The sequence below is a fragment of the Streptomyces sp. NPDC048257 genome (assembly GCF_043201855.1).
In the GTDB taxonomy this organism is placed as follows: Bacteria; Actinomycetota; Actinomycetes; order Streptomycetales; family Streptomycetaceae; genus Streptomyces.
Genome location: NZ_JBICZI010000039.1, coordinates 30,965 through 46,148, shown reverse-complemented (window position 1 = coordinate 46,148; position 15,184 = coordinate 30,965). Strand labels below are relative to the sequence as shown.

Sequence of the window (15,184 nt, the reverse complement as noted above, 5' to 3'; positions counted from 1 at the left end):
AAACCCCCGCGGGCGGGCGCGGGCCCCGGGGCGGGTGTCGGGCGCGGGGTGGGGCCCGGGCCCGCCCCTCCGGGACCCGGCGGGGCGCGGGGGGCCCGCCCCCCCCCGCACCCCGCTCGCCGATCCGGCCCGACCGACGAGGCACCCCCTAGGGTTGCTGCTCCGGGAGGACCGGAAGCCGACCGGGAGCGACCGGAGACCGAAGGGACAGGACCCAGCGATGACCGTCACGCCGAGCCCGCAGAAGATCACCACGTTCCTGATGTTCGAGGGGCGGGCCGAGGAGGCGATGACCTTCTACCTCTCGCTGTTCGACGACCCCGAAGTGCTGGGCATCAGCCGCTACGGCGCCGACGAGACCGGACCCGGCGCCGGGGAGGAGGGCACCGTGCGGCACGCCGCCTTCTCCCTGGCCGGACAGACGTTCATGTGCATCGACAGCTCGGTCAAGCACCAGTTCGGCTTCACACCCGCGATGTCGCTGTACGTCCAGTGCGACAGCGAGGCCGAGATCGAACGCCTCTACGCGGCGCTCGCCGACCAGGGCAAGGAGCTGATGCCGCTCGGCTCGTACGGGTTCAGCGCCAGGTTCGGCTGGGTCGACGACCGGTTCGGCGTCTCCTGGCAGCTGAACCTCATGGGCGAGGCGGCGCCGGGGCAGTGACCGTACCCGGGCGCTGAGCCCCGCGGGTGCCCGGCGTCCGGCGCACGGCGTCCGCCCCGGCCCGCTCCGGCCCGAGCACCTCCGGGGCCGAGGCCGTCTCCGCCCGAACAGCGCGCGGGCGAGCGCGGCGAGGAAGGCGAGGGAGGGGACGAAGTCCCTTTCCCGCTCAGCGGGAACACGGCCTCCCGCCCGCGCCCGTCCCCCGCCTACCGTCTGCGGCACCACACGCCACCGCAGCCGGGAGGACCCGTGCTCGACGACCGGCACCGGCGCGAGGCCGCCCGGATCCTGCGCACGGCGGTACCGGTACCGCTCGGTCAGCGGCGGAGGGCCCCGGTGCCGCCGCTGACCGAGCGGTACGCGTGCATCGGCGCGCAGGACGCGTACGAGAGCCGGCTCCTCAACATCCGCCGGCGCGCGAAGACTGCCCGGACCTCGTCTTCGAGGCCACCTCGGCGACGCGCGGCTCGCCGCCGGGCTCCCGGCCCCGTACGCCTGCCGGGAGGGCGCCCGCAGTGCCCGCTGCTGCCGTGTCGTCGAGGGCGAGGGGGAGACGACCCGCAACGAGATGCCGGTCGAGACCGACCTCGCCGAGGGATACGTCCCGGCCCGCCAGGCACGACGGGTCGGCGACGGCCGGGTGCGGATCACCTGAGAGGGCTGAAACGGAAGCGGGCCCGGCCCCCTGGCGAGGGGTCGGGTCCGGGTCCTCATCGGTGCGATGTCCTATGACTACCCGCTACATCCGCTCGCTGAACCGCAGCCGGCCCATCATGTTGTCCATTTCCTGATCCGGGCCCGGCCATGGCCTTCGGCTGGGCGGCAGCGGGCGCCACCGCCGCCGGGCTCGGCCGAGGGCGGCGGGCTCGCACCGCCCGCCGGCCCCGGTGCCGAATGCCGTCAGGAGAGCTTGCCGTTGTAGTCCGGCAGCTTGACGGTGCGCTCGGCGTGACCGCCGACGAGGTCGGTCGGGCTGTTGCCGATGTTGGCGATGATCGTGTAGCCGCGCGCCTCGATCTCGGCCCGCTTGCCGGTCTTGTAGGCGCTGACCTCGTCGAACAGATCGGGCAGGTCACGGACGTAGAGCCCCGAGACCGGGTAGCCGACGGCCTTGAGGTTGCGCTCGGTGAGGGAGTGGATGATCCCGGGGCGGGCGGTGACGAAGAAGACCGCGACGCCGCGCGCGTGCGCGTACTGGGTGAGCGCGCGGACCTTGGAGATCGCGGGGGTCGGGAAGGTCCAGAACCAGTGGAAGTCCGTCTCCAGCGAGGTGTTGTCGATGTCGAGGACGAGGGCGGGCTTCTCACCGGCGGGCGAGGCGGCGATGCGCGCCTCGATGGCGGGCCGGGCCGCGTCGACGACGGCGGCGACGTCCCGCTGCCAGGTGGCGTAGTCGATGCCGAGGATCGCCGCATTGCCGCCGGGCGCGGAGGCGGCCGGGGCGGCGGACGTGGGTGCGGACACCGGAGGGGACACCGGCGCGGACACCGGAGCGGACACCGGCGCGGGCGCGGCCTGGGCGGCCGTGGCCGGAACCAGCATCAGGACGGCGACGGTCGCGGCCACCGCGGCGGCGGCGGTACGGGGCATACGGGTGCGGCGGGTACTGCGCATGGGGGGCGCTCCTCGGTCACGGAGTTGGCATGTACGTGACCAGAGTTGGCGAGAACCGACCCCCTGTCTACTGGCCGGTAGGAAACTTTTCGTGGCCGCGTGATGAATGGTCCTACGTGATGCAGTCGAGGACGGTGCGGCACAGGCCGCACCGGGCCCGCAGCCGCCCGCGCACCGGCAACCGCAGCCGCTGCGCACACACCGGACAGGGGAAGCTCACCCGCAACCCGGCCCCGGATCGGTCCTGTTCGAAGCCGTACGCCGATCCGTCCGCCCCGGAGGCTCCGGCCGCTCCGGCACGCCGCGCCTTCGCGTACCGCCGCCGCGCCAGCGGGCCGGCGGCCGCCAGCGGGGCCCGGCGGTGGTCGCGCTCGGCCGCCGCCCGCCCGCGCACGTAGGCCTCGTACGCCCGGGGGCTGGTGAACCAGGGGGAGGGGTCCTCGCCGAACAGCGCGGCGCGCTTGGCGAGGACGTAGCCGAACTCCTCCGGCGTGAGGTAGCCGAACCTCTGGTGGGTCAGCGCGTCCTCGCGGTAGGCGTCCAGCAGCAGCCAGCCCGCACCCAGGTACGCGGCGGCGGTGTCGGTGAGGATCTCGTCCTCCGCGGCGGTGGGGAAGCGCAGGTCCAGGCGGTGCAGCAGGACGTGGGCGACCTCGTGCGACAGCGCGGCCGCCAGGTCCCGGCGGTGGGTACGGAAGCGGTCGCTGACCTCGACGAAGTACTCGGGCCCCGCGGCCAGTTCCACGGTGGCCGCCTGCTCCATCGGGCGGAAGGAGACCACCATCCGCGCGTCGGGCAGCCGTAGCGCGCGCACCACCGCGGCGGCCACCCGCTGCGCACCCAGGTGGAGGTCGTCGGTGGCCTCGAAGGCGGCGTCGGCGGGGGCGAAGCTCGTGTCGTAGGCGCGGATCCCGTCGGCCGACAGCCGGCGGAAGAGCGCGGTGATCGAGGCGCGCACGGTCGCCAGATGAGGAAATCCGTGCTCGATGGGGCCGCCCGGCCCCCCGTTCTCCGTCATCGGGCCCTCCTTACAGCAATCCCTGCCGCCGAGGCGGGAGTTGGCCGAAATTGCCTTCTTGATGTCCGTCACATGCCTGATGTGTCATGGACCCGTCATTCACCCGATGGCACGCACAGCCCAACCCCCCACGAAAGGCAGTGTGTTGACTGTGACCACCCTTGTGCAGTTCATGAAGCGCAGCCTCGCCGTCGGCGCGGTCGCCCTCGCCGCCGTCAGCCTCCAGCCCGGCACCGCCACCGCCGGCACGGCCCCCGTCGTCGGCGGCACCCGCGCCGCGCAGGGCGAGTTCCCCTTCATGGTGCGCCTCTCCATGGGCTGCGGCGGCGCCCTGTACACCCAGCAGATCGTCCTCACCGCCGCCCACTGTGTGAACGGCTCCGGCAACAACACCTCCATCACCGCCACCGCCGGAGTCGTCGACCTCAACAGCTCCAGCGCCATCAAGGTCAAGTCCACCAAGGTCCTCCAGGCCCCCGGCTACAACGGCAAGGGCAAGGACTGGGCCCTCATCAAACTCGCCAAGCCCATCAACCTCCCCACCCTCAAGATCGCCGACACCAAGGCCTACGACAACGGCACCTTCACCGTCGCCGGCTGGGGCGCCACCCGCGAGGGCGGCGGCCAGCAGCGCTACCTGATGAAGGCCACCGTCCCCTTCGTCTCCGACGCCGTCTGCAAGGCCGCCTACGGCAACGACCTCGTCCCGAGCGAGGAGATCTGCGCCGGCCTGCCCCAGGGCGGCGTCGACACCTGCCAGGGCGACTCCGGCGGCCCCATGTTCCGCCGCGACAACAACAACGCCTGGATCCAGGTCGGCATAGTCAGCTGGGGCGAAGGCTGCGCCCGGCCCAACTACCCCGGCGTCTACACCGAGGTCTCCACCTTCGCCGCCGCGATCAAGAGCGCCGCGGCGAGCATGTAGCCCCCGCTCGCCCTTCCGGCCGGACACCGGCCGGCCGGAAGGGCGAGACGCCCCGCCGTGCGGTTGCGGGCCGCCCCGCACGCCGGTCCCATGGGACGGAACCGGTGGCGGCAGCGGGCAACAGTGGGGCAGGTGGCGCAGGGCGATCAGCGTGGTCATCGCGGACGACCAGGACATGGTCAGAACCGGCTTCCGGATGATCCTCGAAAGCCGGCCGGACATCGAGGTCCTCGCCGACGTCGTCGACGGCGAAGCCGCCCTCGCCGCCGTCGCGGAACACCGGCCGGACGTCCTGCTCGTCGACATCCGCATGCCCGGACTCGACGGCCTCGAGGTCACCCGCCGCCCGTCCGGCCGGGAAGGTGCGCCGCACATCGTCATCGTCACCGCCTTCGACCTCGACGAGTACGTCCACGCGGCGCTCCACGGCGGAGCGTCCGGCTTCCTCCTGAAGGACGCGAGCCCGGCCATGCCGGTTGAAGCAGTACGGGCGGCAGCCGTCGGCGACTCCCTGGTCTCACCGGTCATCACGGTGCGGCTGCTGCGCGAAATGGCCCCCCGCACCCCGGCCGCCCGGACCCGCCGGCCCCCGGCCTTGCGGCCGCACGCACCAGGTGACGCGCGCCCGCCCGGGATGACGGGACAGCCCTCAACCCAGGGCGATGGCCCGCAGTGCGGCCAGATGCCGCCGGTAGACCGCCCGGCCCTCGGGGGTCAGCGAGAGCCAGGTACGCGGACGGCGGCCGACCCGGCCCTTGTGGACCGCGACCCAGCCCGCCTCCTCCAGCGCCGCGACCTGCTTGGACAGCACCGAGTCCGAGACCTCGACCAGGTCCCGTACGAAACCGAACTCGGCCTTGTCCAGCGGAGCCAGCGCCGCCGCCACCGACAGCCGTACGGGCGCGTTCAGCAGCGGCGCGAGGTCGTGCCTCGGATGGCCGCCACGCTTCGCCTCCGCCCCGGTGCCCGCAGTCGGCTCGTCCGTCATACCGCCCCCCGCGTCTCGGTCCAGGCGCCCACGGCCGGCGGCAGCGCACACACCAGCGCACCCGCCGCCGCGAACGGCACGCCGTGGCCGAAGACCGCCGTACCGATCGTGATCGTCAGGGCGAAGACCACCGCCCAGGACCCCACCAGCACACCGTGCTTCACACCGAACCCCCGCCGCACCACGCGCTGCCGCGCCGCGTACAGGCTCAGCCCGGTCACCAGCAGCGCGTTGGTCACCCCGAACACCACCGCAGAGGCCGGCCCGTGCCACAGCACGGCCATCGGTACGAGCACCAGCTGCCCGGCGGCGAACGCCCACAGGTAGCGCGCGTACCAGCCACTGCGCCGCCGCGCCGCCTTCTCCAGACCGGCCGCCCGGCCCAGTGCCCCGACCGCCTTCGCCGCCTCCTGCATGGTTCCCCCTCGCTCGTCCACGGATGATCGCCCAGTCGATTTCCACTATGGCGATTACTTTCCACTCTGGCAAGTAAGAGGTTGCCGTCTCACAGGCCGACTGCCCGAGGAACCGGCGCCCCTCGGCACGTATTCTCGGGAACCATGAACATCAGCGACCTCGACAACGGCACCGGCACGGGCACGGGCGCGGGCGCGGCCAAGGACGCCGCAGGCATCGACGAGAGCGTCACCGCCGAACTCGCCCGCCTGCGCGACAGCATCGACAACATCGACGCGGCCGTCGTCCACATGCTCGCCGAACGCTTCAAGTGCACCCAGCAGGTCGGCCACCTCAAGGCCAGGCACCAGCTGCCCCCCGCCGACCCGGGCCGCGAGGCCAGCCAGATCGCCCGGCTCCGCCAGCTCGCCGAGAACGCCAAACTCGACCCCGCGTTCGCCGAGAAGCTCCTCAACTTCATCATCGCCGAGGTCATCCGCCACCACGAGACGATCGCTGCGGGCGAAGAGTAGAAGATCGGGGTCCGGCCGTCCCCTGGGGCAGCATGGGCCCCATGTCCGCACTGACGCGCAACGAAGCGCAGCTCCGAGCCCAGCTCCTCGACGTCCAGCACTACGCCGTCACCCTCGACCTCACCGGCGACGACGACACCTTCGACTCCACCACCGTCATCCGGTTCACCGCCCGGACCGCCGCCGACACCTTCGTCGAGCTGAAGCCCGTCGAGCTGCGCTCCGCCACCCTCGACGGCCACCCCCTCGACCCGGCGGCCCTCACCGGCAACCGACTCCCGCTCACCGGCCTCACCGAGGGCCCCCACGAGCTGCACCTCGACACCCGCATGCGCTACTCCCGCACCGGCGAGGGCCTGCACCGCTTCACCGACCCCGCGGACGGCCACACGTACGTCTACAGCCAGATGTTCATGGACGACGTCCAGCGGGTCTTCCCGGCCTTCGACCAGCCCGACCTCAAGGCCGTCTTCGCATTCACCGTCACCGCCCCCGCCCACTGGACCGTCCTCGCCAACGGCATCACCACCCGCACCGGCGACGCCCCCGACGGCAGCGGCGCAGGCATCTGGCAGTCCGCCCCCACCCCCCTCATCTCCACCTACCTCGCCGCCGTCGCCGCCGGCCCCTGGCACAGCGTCCACACCCAGCACGCCGGACTGCCCTTCGGCATCCACTGCCGCCAGTCCCTCGCACCCCACCTGGACGTCGACTCCGAAGAAATCCTCTCGATCACCAAAGACTGCTTCGACCGCTACCAGGAGAAGTTCACCGAGCCCTACCCCTTCGACTCCTACGACCAGGCCTTCGTACCCGAGTTCAACGCCGGTGCCATGGAGAACCCCGGACTCGTCACCTTCCGCGACGAGTTCATCTTCCGCTCCGCCGTCACCGACACGGAACGCCAGTCCCGGGCCATGGTCATCGCCCACGAGATGGCACACATGTGGTTCGGCGACCTCGTCACCCTCGCCTGGTTCGACGACATCTGGCTCAACGAATCCTTCGCCGAGTACATGGGCTACCAGACCCTCACCGAAGCCACCCGCTTCACCGACACCTGGACCGACTTCGGCGTCACCCGCAAGCCCTGGGGCTACGACGCCGACCAGCGCCCCTCCACCCACCCCGTCGCCCCCGCCCCCGACGACGTCCCCGACACCGCCTCCGCCCTCCTCAACTTCGACGGCATCTCCTACGCCAAGGGCGCCTCCGCCCTGCGCCAGCTCGTCGCCTGGCTCGGCGAGAAGGACTTCCTGGCCGGCATCAACACCCACTTCGCCCGCCACAAGTTCGCCAACGCCTCCCTCGCCGACTTCATCGACTCCCTCGCCGCCCACACCGAACGCGACGTCCGCGCCTGGGCCGACATCTGGCTGCGCACCACCGGCATCGACACCCTCACCCCGCGCATCGAGGAAGCCAACGGCCGCGCCGACAGCCCCACCGGCTGGACCCTCGCCGTCGAACGCCGCGGCACCCGCCCGCACCACATCGCCGTCGGCGTCTACGACCACGACCCCGTCGACAGCCGCGTCCTGGAACTGCGCGAACTCCTCGACCTCGACATCCCCTCCGACGAGATCATCTCGGTCACCGGACCCCGCCCCGCCCTCCTCGTCCTCAACGACGTCGACCTCACCTACGCCAAGGTCCGCCTCGACGACACCTCCGTCGAAACGGTCCTGCACAGCCTCTCCGGCATCCCCGAAGCCCTCACCCGCGCCGTCGTCTGGAACGCCCTGCGCGACATGGTCCGCGACGGCGAACTCGCCCCCCACGACTACCTGACCACCGCCTCCGCACACCTGCCCGAGGAGAACGACCTCGCCATCGTCCAGGGCGTCCTCACCTTCGCCCGCACCCAGATCGCCGTACGCTACGTCGCCCCCGAGGAGCGGACCGCAGCCCTCGCCACCCTCACCACCATCGCCCGCGACCTGCTCCGGCGCACCGAGGACGGCTCCGAAGCCGGCATGCGGCTGACCGCCGTACGCACCCTCGTCGACAGCGCCACCCAGCCCGACACCATCGCCGCCTGGCTCGCCGACGACACCGTCCCCGGCGGCCCCGCACTCGACCCCGAACTGCGCTGGCGCATCCTCGGCCGCCTCGCCGTCCTCGGCGCCGTCGGAGAGGCCGAGATCGACGCCGCCCTCGCCGCCGACACCAGCGCCACCGGCCAGGAAGGCGCCGCCCGCTGCCGCGCCGCCCTCCCCACCGCGCAGGCCAAGGCCGCCGCCTGGGACCGGCTCTTCCACGACGACAGCCTCTCCAACTACCTCTTCAGCGCCACCGCCCAGGGCTTCTGGCAGCCCGAACAGGCCGAACTGCTCACCGAATACGTCCCCCGCTACTACCCGGACGCCGTCGCCCTCGGCGCCCGCCGGGGCCCGGCCATCGGCGAGGCCGCCGGCCGCTGGGCGTTCCCCGCCTACGCCATCGACGAGGCCAACCTCCAGGCCGGCCACGCCTGCCTCACCGACCCGGAAATCCTCCCCCTCCTGCGCCGCAAACTGGTCGACCAGCTCGACGACCTCTCCCGCGCCCTCCGCGTCCGCCGGTCCCCTGCGGGGAGCCAGGCGGAATAGGGGCCGGGGCCGGGGCGGGGTGCCTTCCGGGACTGCATGATGTACGGCGCCCTGCCGGTACGGGCCCGTACAGGCCGGTACCGCGCCAACACATCACGCTTTCCGTCCCGGCCGACACCCGGTCCCACCCCCGGCCCCGGCCCGGGGGCCCACCGGCGGGCCTCGTGCCGGGCCGGTGACGAGGGCGGGGCGGGGTGCTCTCCGGGACGGAGTACGTGATGTGGCGGCGCGGTACCGGCCCGCACCGACCACTCGGCCCAGGGCGCCCCACCTCATGGAGTCCCGGCGGCACCCCGCCCCGCCCCCGGCAACCCGCACCGGCCACCCCTCATCGGCCGAGCCGCCCGCAGGGCCACCGTCGATCCGGACAAACCCCGGCGGTTACCCCATTCGGGTCGGATCGTTGTACTGGCAGGGTGCCCCGCCCCGCACCCCTCCCAGTCCCCGGAGGACCCCCGATGACCGCGCTGCCCGGCACAGGCACACCGCCCCCGCTCGCCGGAGGCACCGGCGGCGCCGACGCCCTGCGGCCCCTCCTCGACACCGTCCTCGACGCCCTCACCACCGGAGCCACAGCACGCGGCGGCCCCCTCCCCGCCGGCGGCCCCGACGCCGTCACCGCCCGCGTCCGGGCCGCACTGGGCGACGTACTCCCCGCCCACGGAACCGGCGGCCACGAAGCGCTCCGCACCCTCGTACACACCCTCGCCGCAGGCGCCGCCGACCCCGCCGACCCCCTCTGCGCGGCCCACCTGCACTGCCCCCCGCTCGCCGTCGCAGCCGCCGCAGACCTCGCAGCCAGCGCCCTGAACCCCTCCCTCGACTCCTGGGACCAAGCCCCCGCCGCCTCCGCCGTCGAAGCCCTCCTCACCCGCACCCTCGCCGCCGAGTTCTACGACACCCCCCACGCCGACGCCCTCGTCACCACCGGCGGCACCGAAGCCAACCAACTCGCCGTCCTCCTCGCCCGCGAACGCCACGGCCCCGCCCTGACCGTCCTCCACGGAGCCAACGCCCACCACTCCGTCCCCCGCGCCGCCTGGCTCCTCGGCCTCCCCCCGGCGACCGAACTCCCCACCCCCACCGGCGTACTCGACCCCGCCCGCCTCGCCGAAGCCCTCGCCACCACCCCCGGCCCCACCCTCGTCACCGCCACCGCCGGCACCACCGACGCCGGACTCATCGACCCCCTCCACCGCATCGCCGACCTCTGCGACCGCTACGGCGCCGACCTCCACATCGACGCCGCCTACGGCGGCCTCCTCGCCCTCAGCCCCCGCCACCGCGACAAACTCGCCGGACTCGGCCGCGCCCACTCCCTCACCCTCGACCTGCACAAACTCGGCTGGCAGCCCGTCGCCGCAGGCCTCCTCGCCGTCCCCGACACCACCCTGCTCGCCCCCCTCGCCCACCAGGCCGACTACCTCAACGCCACCGACGACACCGAAGCCGGCCTGCCCGACCTCCTCGGCCGCTCCCTGCGCACCACCCGCCGCCCCGACGCCCTCAAGATCGCCACCACCCTCCGGGCCCTCGGCCGCGACGGCCTCGCCACACTCATCGACCGCACCATCGACACCGCACACCACCTCGCCCGGCTCCTCGACGCCCACCCCGACTTCGAGCTCCACGCACCCCCCACCATCACCACCGTCCTCTTCCGGCCCACCCACGCCGACGACGACCACCTCGCCACCCTGCGCCGCACCCTCCTGCACCAAGGCCGCGCCGTCCTCGGCCGCACCCACGCCGACGGCCGTCTGTGGCTCAAAGCCACCCTGCTCAACCCGCACACCACAGCGGGGGACCTGGACACCCTCATCTCCCTCCTGGAAGGCAGAACCCACCGATGACCGCCCAGCTCGACGCCCCCCACGACCTCGTCGGAATCGGGATCGGCCCCTTCAACCTGTCCCTCGCAGCCCTCGCCCACGGCCTGCCACAACAGGGAGCGGGCGAACTCGCCACCGCCTTCTACGACCAGCGCCGCGACTTCCGCTGGCACCCCGGCCTCCTCATCGAAGGAGCCACCCTCCAGGTCCCCTTCCTCGCCGACCTCGTCACCCTCGCCGACCCGACCAGCCCCTGGAGCTTCCTCAGCTACCTCAAGCACAAGGAACGGCTCTTCCCCTTCTACTTCGCCGAGCAGTTCCACATCCACCGCGCCGAATACGACGCCTACTGCCGCTGGGTCGCCGGCCGCCTCCCCGGACTCCACTTCGGCCACCAGGTCGACTCCGTCCGCTGGAACCCCGAACGCGACCTCTTCGAAGTCGACTTCACCCAGCTCGACACCACCGGCGAAGCCGAAGCCCTCGGCCGCACCTACACCCGCCACCTCGCCCTCGGCATCGGCACCACCCCCTACGTCCCCGAACCCCTGCGCCCGCTCGCCGACGCCCCCACCGTCCCCGTCATCCACTCCGCCGACTACCTCGACAACCGGCAGCGCATCCTCGGCGCCGACCACGTCACCGTCATCGGGTCCGGGCAGTCGGGCGCCGAAGTCTTCCTCGACCTCCTCCGCTCCCGCCCCGCCGGCCGTGAACGCCTCGCCTGGCTCGCCCGCACCCCCTCCTTCGCCCCCATGGAGTACTCCAAGCTCGGCCTCGAGCACTTCACCCCCGACTACACCCGCTACTTCCACTCCCTGCCCGAACCCGTACGCGACCGCCTCGTCCCCGCCCAATGGCAACTCCACAAGGGCATCGACGCCGACACCATCGCCGCCATCCACGAAGAGCTCTACCGCCGCACCCTCGACGGAGGCTGGCCCGACGCCGTCCTCACCCCCGGAGTCAGCGTCCGCACCGCCGGCCGCGTCGCCACCACCAAGGTCGAGCTCCACCTCGAACACACCGAGCAGGGCAGCCGCTCCCGCCTCACCACCGACGCCGTCGTCCTCGCCACCGGATACCGCGAACGCCCCCTCGGCAGCCTCCTCGCAGGCCTCGACCCGTACCTGCGCAAGGACTCCTCCGGCCGCCCCCGCATCGACGACCGCTACCGGATGGTCCTCGACCCCGCCGTCACCGGCAGCATCTTCGTCCAGAACGGCGAACGCCACACCCACGGCGTCGGCGCCCCCGACCTCGGCCTCGCCGCCTGGCGCAGCGCCGCCATCCTCAACACCCTCACCGGCAAAGAGCCCTACCCCCAGCCCACCCGCACCGCCTTCACCACCTTCGGCCTCGAACAGCGCGAGCACACCCGCCCCCGCCCGGCAGGCGAACTCCGCCCCCTCGTCGACCACCCCTGACGGGCCCTGCCGTCCGGCATCGAGACCCCGCCCCGCAACGCCCCGAGCCGCCGCAAGGGGCGGGAACATTACGAATACAACTATCTGCACCGGTCGAACGTCTCTTCTGTCGAAGAAACGTTTCCAGGGGGTTTTGTCTGTGAAGTTTTCCCGGATCGCCGCAGCGGTGACCACCGCTGCCCTTGCTCCGGCCGTCCTCATCGCGTCACCGGCGTTCGCCGCCGGCCCCGACGCTCCGGCCACCGGCAACCAGCCGGCACCGACCGCGCCCGACCAGGCCGTGCCGGACCAGACCGTGCCCGACCAGGCCGAAGAGGACCGCAAGACCATCCTCGCGATCATCGCCCACCCGATGGCCAGCGAGTTCATGAAGGAAGCCGGCCGCAAGGCCATCGCCGACGGCCCGAAGGCCATGCGCACGTTCATCGAAGTCGACCAGCACAACATCCGCATGGACGACTACCGCATCGCGATCCTCCGCCTCCTCCCGGGCGCCGGACCCGGCCTGAAGGAGGGCATCAACAACGTCCTCAGCAACGGCAACACCATCGAAAAGCTGCGCCACTTCTACGACGTCACCCAGCACGAGCTGCGCGACGACGACAACAAGGTCGAGATCTCCCGGCTGATCGGCACCGGCGGCACCGCCGTGAAGGAAGCCGGCAAGAAGGCCCTGAAGGGCACCCCCGCCGACCGCGCGGAGTTCCTGAAGACCGGCCGCCACCTCGCCCAGGCATCCGACGACCTCGTCGAGCTGGCCCGCATCGACGAGAGCTGGGAGGGCCCGATCCTGAGCGAGGCGATCAGCAAGCTCATGAACGGATCGCCCACCCCGGCCGAGCTGCGCCACTTCCTGGAGGTGACCCAGCACGAGCTGCGCGACCAGGACAACCGCGTGACCATCGCCAAGATCATCGATGGCGGCGGACCGGAACTCGTCAAGGCGGGCCGCGCCGCGCTCGCCGGCACCCCCGCCGACCGGACCGAGTTCCTGAAGACGGGCCAGCACGAGGCCCGCGCCAAGGACCAGGCCGCCAAGGACAAGGACAAGCCCACCCCCGGCAAGGACGGCCAGGAACAGGGCAACGGCTCCGGCACCGGCGGCACGAACACCGGCACGCACACCGGCACCGGCAACACCGCCGTCAGCGCCCAGGGCCACAACGGTTCCCCGCTCGCCACCACCGGCACAGGCGACCACACCACCCTGATCGCCGGCGGCGCGGGCACCGCGCTCATCGCCGGCGCCGGACTCCTCCTCGCCGCCCGCATGCGCCGCGCCGGCGCCGAAGGCTGACCGGACCCGCACCACACAAGGGTGGCCGGCCGCAGAACACCGCGACCGGCCACCCCGCCCGGCAAGATCCGAAAGAGACGGCCTAGAAGACCGGAACCCCGGCCCGCGTCAGCCGCCAGTCCACCGACGCGAACTGCGCCGGATCGATCGTCCCCTTCGCCTTCACCCACTGGATGATCGTGTTGCGGATCTCGTCCGAGTTCGCCCACACCTGCTTCGCCTGCGGCACGTGCGGGAAGTTCCCACCACCCGAAGCCCGGTAGTTGTTCACCGCCAGCACGAACTGCCCCGCCGGATCCACCGGCTTCCCCTGGAACGACAACCCCGTGATCCGCGAACCCACCGGCTGCGCGATGTCCACGTCGTACGCCAGCCCGTACACCGCGTCGTAGTTGTAGTCCGGAATGCTCTCGGCGTTCGTCAGCTTCGCCGGATCCACCACATCACCCGGCGCCGTCCGCACGAAGTACCGCGCCGAGTACTCCAGATAGTCCTTCACCTGCGCACCCGTCAGCAGCCGCGCCTCCATCGTGTTCTCGAACGGATACAGCCCCGCCGCATCCCGGATCGTCACCTGCCCGGCCGGGATCGCCGCCGTCCGCGAGAAGCACGACGCCTGCGACAGCACCGGCAGCGCCGCCCACTGCGAACCGGCCAGCGCCCCCTTCACCGTCTCCGCCTGCACGTGGTTGATCAGATCGATGATCGCGACGTCCTTGAACGCCCCCTCCGCCGACGACATCGCCTGCGTCGACGTACCGATCACCTGATTCACGTACGCCACGACCCTGCGGTGCTCGTCCGACAGCAGCCGCGTGATCTTCTTGTCCTCCGCGACCGTGTTCGAGTTCAGCACCTTCGCCGCGACCTTCGCCACCGACCAGCGGCCCTTCGCCCACGTCAGCTCGAAGTCGAACAACGTCAGCCGCTGCCCCCACTTCAACGGCTCCGACAGCACCACGTCCTTGCCGGTCGCCTTGTTCTTCACCCGGTACTCCGGGATCTCCGTGTGCGCGTGCCCCACCAGGATCGCGTCGATCCCCGGCACCTGCTCCGCCACCAGCGCCGCCGCGTTCTCGATGTACGGCAACTGGTCCCCGTACGACGACGTACCGCTCGAACCGGAATGCGCCGACACGATCACCACATCCGCGCCCATCGACCGCAGCTTCGGCACGTACTTCGCCGCCTGCTCCTCCAGCCCCGGGAACGTCATCTTCCCCTGCACGTTCGCCTTGTCCCAGATCGCGATACCCGGGTTCGTCAGCCCCAGCACCGCCACCTTCACATCACGCCCGCACGGAGTCCGCAGACAGTGCATGCTGTACGGCGCGAACGCCGGCCGCAACGTCCGCGCATCCAGCGCGTTCGCCCCCAGCAGCGGGAAGTCGCACTGCTCCTCGAACTTCCGCAGCACCGGAATCCCGTAATTGAACTCGTGGTTCCCCAGCGCCGCCGCGTCATAACCGATCGCGTTCATCGCCTGCGCCATCGGGTGCACCGGACCCCGCCGCGCGGTGATCGGATCCACCTTCGCGTAGTAGTACGACAACTGCGTGCCCTGGATCGTGTCACCCGCATCGATCAGCAGCGTGTTGCGGCGCCCCTTCTCCGCCCGCACCTGCTCCACCAACGTCGAGATCTTCGCCAGACCGACGTCGTTGTGCGCCTTGTCGTCGAACTCCGCATCCGTGAAGTAATCCCAGTTGAAGACATTCCCGTGCAGATCGGTCGTACCCATCACCGTGAACGCGTACGTCCGCGGCCCGGACCCCGACCCCTTCCCCTCCTGCGCAGCCGCGGCGGCCGGGGTGCTCGTGGCCCCCGCCAACGCCACAGCCGCACCCGTCGCAGCCGTGGTCCCCAGAAAAGTCCTACGGTCGAACGCCATACCATCTC

Annotated in this window: 12 protein-coding genes and 1 pseudogene; 8 read left to right on the top strand and 5 right to left on the bottom strand. The window is 71.8% G+C overall.

Features of this window, described 5'->3' with window-relative positions:
- Positions 1–220 precede the first annotated feature (220 nt).
- Positions 221–664, top strand: a complete 444-nt coding sequence (locus ACGFZK_RS36420) for a VOC family protein (protein ID WP_393853116.1) — start codon at positions 221–223, stop codon at positions 662–664.
- Positions 665–1,564: 900 nt separating this feature from the next.
- Here ACGFZK_RS36420 and ACGFZK_RS36415 read toward each other — a convergent pair.
- Complete coding sequence (locus tag ACGFZK_RS36415; protein WP_393853115.1) at positions 1,565–2,278, bottom strand: HAD family acid phosphatase; 714 nt, start codon at positions 2,276–2,278, stop codon at positions 1,565–1,567.
- 112 nt (positions 2,279–2,390) lie between these two features.
- The gene (locus ACGFZK_RS36410; protein ID WP_393853114.1) at positions 2,391–3,296 is read right to left on the bottom strand and encodes a hypothetical protein; all 906 of its coding nucleotides are present in this window, start codon (positions 3,294–3,296) and stop codon (positions 2,391–2,393) included.
- 172 nt (positions 3,297–3,468) lie between these two features.
- On the opposite strand from ACGFZK_RS36410, the gene ACGFZK_RS36405 reads away from it, so the two are divergent.
- Together ACGFZK_RS36405 and ACGFZK_RS36400 are read left to right on the top strand one after the other, a co-directional pair.
- Complete coding sequence (locus tag ACGFZK_RS36405; RefSeq protein ID WP_393853123.1) at positions 3,469–4,221, top strand: serine protease; 753 nt, start codon at positions 3,469–3,471, stop codon at positions 4,219–4,221.
- Between the two features lie 175 nt (positions 4,222–4,396).
- A pseudogene (locus tag ACGFZK_RS36400) lies at positions 4,397–4,810 on the top strand (response regulator transcription factor); the annotation flags it as partial.
- A 60-nt stretch (positions 4,811–4,870) separates the two neighbouring features.
- Here the strand turns inward: ACGFZK_RS36400 and ACGFZK_RS36395 are convergent.
- The gene (locus ACGFZK_RS36395) at positions 4,871–5,209 is read right to left on the bottom strand and encodes a winged helix-turn-helix domain-containing protein (protein ID WP_393853113.1); all 339 of its coding nucleotides are present in this window, start codon (positions 5,207–5,209) and stop codon (positions 4,871–4,873) included.
- Positions 5,206–5,625, bottom strand: a complete 420-nt coding sequence (locus ACGFZK_RS36390; protein ID WP_393853112.1) for a hypothetical protein — start codon at positions 5,623–5,625, stop codon at positions 5,206–5,208. Before ACGFZK_RS36390 ends, ACGFZK_RS36395 begins: the two co-directional genes overlap by 4 nt.
- Before the next feature lie 144 nt (positions 5,626–5,769).
- Here ACGFZK_RS36390 and ACGFZK_RS36385 point away from each other — a divergent pair, with 144 nt between their 5' ends.
- From ACGFZK_RS36385 to ACGFZK_RS36365, 5 genes are all read left to right on the top strand, one after another.
- A complete protein-coding gene (locus tag ACGFZK_RS36385) occupies positions 5,770–6,138 on the top strand; it encodes a chorismate mutase (RefSeq protein WP_393853111.1) in 369 nt (122 codons plus the stop codon).
- Between the two features lie 41 nt (positions 6,139–6,179).
- Positions 6,180–8,729, top strand: a complete 2,550-nt coding sequence (gene pepN / locus ACGFZK_RS36380) for an aminopeptidase N (RefSeq protein ID WP_393853110.1) — start codon at positions 6,180–6,182, stop codon at positions 8,727–8,729.
- Positions 8,730–9,187: 458 nt separating this feature from the next.
- Positions 9,188–10,582, top strand: a complete 1,395-nt coding sequence (locus ACGFZK_RS36375; protein WP_393853109.1) for a pyridoxal phosphate-dependent decarboxylase family protein — start codon at positions 9,188–9,190, stop codon at positions 10,580–10,582.
- Positions 10,579–11,988, top strand: a complete 1,410-nt coding sequence (locus tag ACGFZK_RS36370) for a lysine N(6)-hydroxylase/L-ornithine N(5)-oxygenase family protein (protein WP_393853108.1) — start codon at positions 10,579–10,581, stop codon at positions 11,986–11,988. The genes ACGFZK_RS36375 and ACGFZK_RS36370 overlap by 4 nt, the downstream gene beginning before the upstream one ends.
- Before the next feature lie 139 nt (positions 11,989–12,127).
- Entirely contained in the window at positions 12,128–13,285 is a 1,158-nt protein-coding gene (locus ACGFZK_RS36365) for an ALF repeat-containing protein (RefSeq protein WP_393853107.1), read from the top strand.
- Between the two features lie 82 nt (positions 13,286–13,367).
- On the opposite strand, the gene ACGFZK_RS36360 is transcribed toward ACGFZK_RS36365, so the two are convergent.
- The gene (locus ACGFZK_RS36360) at positions 13,368–15,176 is read right to left on the bottom strand and encodes a bifunctional metallophosphatase/5'-nucleotidase (protein WP_393853122.1); all 1,809 of its coding nucleotides are present in this window, start codon (positions 15,174–15,176) and stop codon (positions 13,368–13,370) included.
- Between the last annotated feature and the right edge of the window lie 8 nt (positions 15,177–15,184).

Excerpts from the sequence above, each read along its gene's own strand:
- ACGFZK_RS36390 (WP_393853112.1), bottom strand. The coding sequence starts at position 5,625 with ATGCAGGAGGCGGCGAAGGCGGTCGGGGCACTGGGCCGGGCGGCCGGT.
- pepN (WP_393853110.1), top strand. The coding sequence starts at position 6,180 with ATGTCCGCACTGACGCGCAACGAAGCGCAGCTCCGAGCCCAGCTCCTC.
- ACGFZK_RS36420 (WP_393853116.1), top strand. The coding sequence starts at position 221 with ATGACCGTCACGCCGAGCCCGCAGAAGATCACCACGTTCCTGATGTTC.
- ACGFZK_RS36370 (WP_393853108.1), top strand. The coding sequence starts at position 10,579 with ATGACCGCCCAGCTCGACGCCCCCCACGACCTCGTCGGAATCGGGATC.
- ACGFZK_RS36375 (WP_393853109.1), top strand. The coding sequence starts at position 9,188 with ATGACCGCGCTGCCCGGCACAGGCACACCGCCCCCGCTCGCCGGAGGC.
- ACGFZK_RS36405 (WP_393853123.1), top strand. The coding sequence starts at position 3,469 with ATGAAGCGCAGCCTCGCCGTCGGCGCGGTCGCCCTCGCCGCCGTCAGC.
- ACGFZK_RS36410 (WP_393853114.1), bottom strand. The coding sequence starts at position 3,296 with ATGACGGAGAACGGGGGGCCGGGCGGCCCCATCGAGCACGGATTTCCT.
- ACGFZK_RS36395 (WP_393853113.1), bottom strand. The coding sequence starts at position 5,209 with ATGACGGACGAGCCGACTGCGGGCACCGGGGCGGAGGCGAAGCGTGGC.
- ACGFZK_RS36415 (WP_393853115.1), bottom strand. The coding sequence starts at position 2,278 with ATGCGCAGTACCCGCCGCACCCGTATGCCCCGTACCGCCGCCGCCGCG.
- ACGFZK_RS36385 (WP_393853111.1), top strand. The coding sequence starts at position 5,770 with ATGAACATCAGCGACCTCGACAACGGCACCGGCACGGGCACGGGCGCG.
- ACGFZK_RS36360 (WP_393853122.1), bottom strand. The coding sequence starts at position 15,176 with ATGGCGTTCGACCGTAGGACTTTTCTGGGGACCACGGCTGCGACGGGT.